Here is a 2,357-nt window from a genome sequence, read left to right on the forward strand (position 1 = left end):
CGCAGGCCGGCCCGGGCGTGACCGATCTGCGCCAGCTCCTGCTCGCCGCCCAGCGCACCATCAAGCGCCGCTCGACGCTCTTCATCGTCTCCGACTTCGTCAGCGCCCCCGGCTGGGAGAAGGCGCTCGGCCACCTGGCGCTGCGCCACGAGGTCACCGCCGTACGCCTGTTCGACGCCCTCGAGATGGACCTCCCCGACCTCGGCCTGATCACGATGCGCGACGCCGAGACCGGCGAGCAGATCCTCGTCGACACCCACAACGCCGGTTTCCGCAAGCGCTTCAAGGCCGCCGCCGCGCGGCGCGAGAGCGAGCTGCGCGAAGGCCTGGCCCGGGCCGGCGTCGACACGCTGGAGCTGGCCACCGACGACGACCTCGTCTATTCCATCCTGCGCTTCGCCGACCTGAAGAAGCAGCGCAGCCGCCTCGCCAACTGGAGCGGGCCCAGGCCCGGCGCCATGCGCCACATCCGCCCCGCTGCCGCTTGAGGGCACCATGAAGATCGCGCCGCTCATCACCTTCCTCTGGCCCACCATGCTTTGGGCCATGCTCCTCGTCCCGGTCCTTCTGCTGACCTATGTCTGGCTCATGCGGAGGCGCAAAAAGACGACCCTGCGCTACGCCAACCTGGCCCTCGTCAAGGAAGCGATGGGGCGCAGCAGCGCCTGGCGCCGGCACGTGCCGCCAGCGCTGATGCTGCTGGCGATCTCGGCCCTGCTCTTCGCCTCGTCGCGGCCGGCCGCCCTGCTGACGCTGCCATCGGCCGAGCAGACCGTGATCCTGGCCATGGACGTGTCCGGCAGCATGCGTGCCACCGACGTGCAGCCGAACCGCCTGGTCGCCTCCCAGGAGGCGGCCAAGGCCTTCGTCGCCGACCTGCCGCGCAACGTGCGCGTCGGCGTCGTCGCCTTCGCCGGCACGGCGGCGGTCGTCCAGGCGCCGACCCTGAGCCGCGACGACGTCAATGCCTCGATCGACCGCTTCCAGCTGCAGCGCGCGACGGCGATCGGCAGCGGCATCGTTCTCTCGCTGGCGACGATCTTTCCCGAAGCGGGCATCGACCTGTCGCAGATCACGGGGCAACGCAACATGCCGCCCGGCCCGAACGACAAGCCCAAGCCCGACTTCACGCCGGTCCAGCCCGGCTCCTACACCTCGGCCGCGATCATCCTGCTGACCGACGGCCAGCGCACCACGGGCCCCGACCCGGTCGAGGCGGCGAAGATGTCGGCCGACCGCGGCGTGCGCATCTACACCGTCGGCATCGGCACCAAGGAAGGCGAGACGATCGCCTTCGAAGGCTGGTCGATGCGGGTCCGCCTCGACGAGGAGACCTTGAAGACGGTCGCCAACATCACCCGTGCCGACTATTTCTACGCCGGCACGGCCGCCGACCTGAAGAAGGTCTACCAGGGCCTGAGCACCCGCCTCGTCGTCGAGAAGAAGGAGACCGAGATCAGCGGCCTTCTCGCTGCCCTCGGCGCCCTCCTCGTGATCCTCGCCGCGAGCCTGTCGGTGTGGTGGTTCGGGCGCGTCGCCTAGACCGCCTTACCTCCGCTTACGCGCTTCACGCCCGCACAACGCACGCCGCCTCAAGAACCTCGCACGCCTGCCGAAGAGGCGGTACGTCGTGGAGGTTCTTCGGATGAGCAGGTACAAGGTCTACAAGTCGCCGAACGGCGAGCTCGTCCGGGTCAAGATCGGCTTCTCCTGGCAGGCCTTTTTCGTCGGCTCGCTCACGGCCATCGTGCGCCGGGTCTGGCTGCTCCTGGCGGTGGCGGCCCTCTTCCTGCTCAGCGAGGCCTACTCCAGCGGCGCGCCGACGCCGACCTCGCGAACGGCTGCACTGGGGTTCCTCGTGCTCGGCCTCTATGCCGCCTACATGCTGTTCTGCGGCGTGCACGGCAACCGCTGGCTCGGCGATTCCTTGCGCCGGCGCGGCTTCACGCTGATCGGCGAAGAGGGTCGCTAGGCTCGGCTCAGCCGAAGCGGCCGTGCAGGAACCAGCCGCTGCCGGCTTCGTCGTGCTCCGATAGGGGCAGGCGGGCGCGGTAGATCCAGACCAGCGCTCCGTCGGCCGCTTCGCCGATGAAGTAGTCGCGCTCGGCCAGGCCCGCATCCCACCAGCCCGCCTCGATGCGCTCCGGGCCGCAGAGCAGGCGCAAGGGGCGGCCGTCGAGCAAGGGCCGGGACCGCTTCTCTGCCAGGGGCGCGGGCACCGCTTCCAGCCACACCGGGCGCGGCACCGCCAGGGCTTGCGGCGCCGCCGCGGCGGCGGGTCGGGTGCGGCCCCGCTTCGCGCCGGGCGCCGCGCCGGCCGCGTCGGCCGGACGCAGGGCACTGGCCCGCTCCGGCCG

At 70.9% G+C, this 2,357-nt stretch carries 3 protein-coding genes and 1 pseudogene; 3 read left to right on the forward strand and 1 reads right to left on the reverse strand.

Translation table 11 applies throughout. The annotated features are described in order from the left end of the window. From AC30N0_RS12535 to AC30N0_RS12545, 3 genes are all read left to right on the forward strand, one after another. On the forward strand, positions 1–488 hold a 488-nt coding region (locus AC30N0_RS12535), incomplete at its 5' end, for a DUF58 domain-containing protein (RefSeq protein WP_489518242.1). Positions 489–495: 7 nt separating this feature from the next. Then, on the forward strand, positions 496–1,542 hold the full coding sequence (locus AC30N0_RS12540) for a VWA domain-containing protein (protein WP_489518243.1): 1,047 nt from the start codon (positions 496–498) through the stop codon (positions 1,540–1,542). Positions 1,543–1,645: 103 nt separating this feature from the next. After that, the gene (locus tag AC30N0_RS12545; RefSeq protein ID WP_489518244.1) at positions 1,646–1,972 is read left to right on the forward strand and encodes a hypothetical protein; all 327 of its coding nucleotides are present in this window, start codon (positions 1,646–1,648) and stop codon (positions 1,970–1,972) included. 7 nt (positions 1,973–1,979) lie between these two features. Here the strand turns inward: AC30N0_RS12545 and AC30N0_RS12550 are convergent. Beyond that, positions 1,980–2,357, reverse strand: a pseudogene (locus tag AC30N0_RS12550) (Y-family DNA polymerase); the annotation flags it as partial.

It is taken from the genome of Rhizobacter sp. (assembly GCF_031412495.1).
Lineage (GTDB): Bacteria > Pseudomonadota > Gammaproteobacteria > Burkholderiales > Burkholderiaceae_C > Schlegelella_A.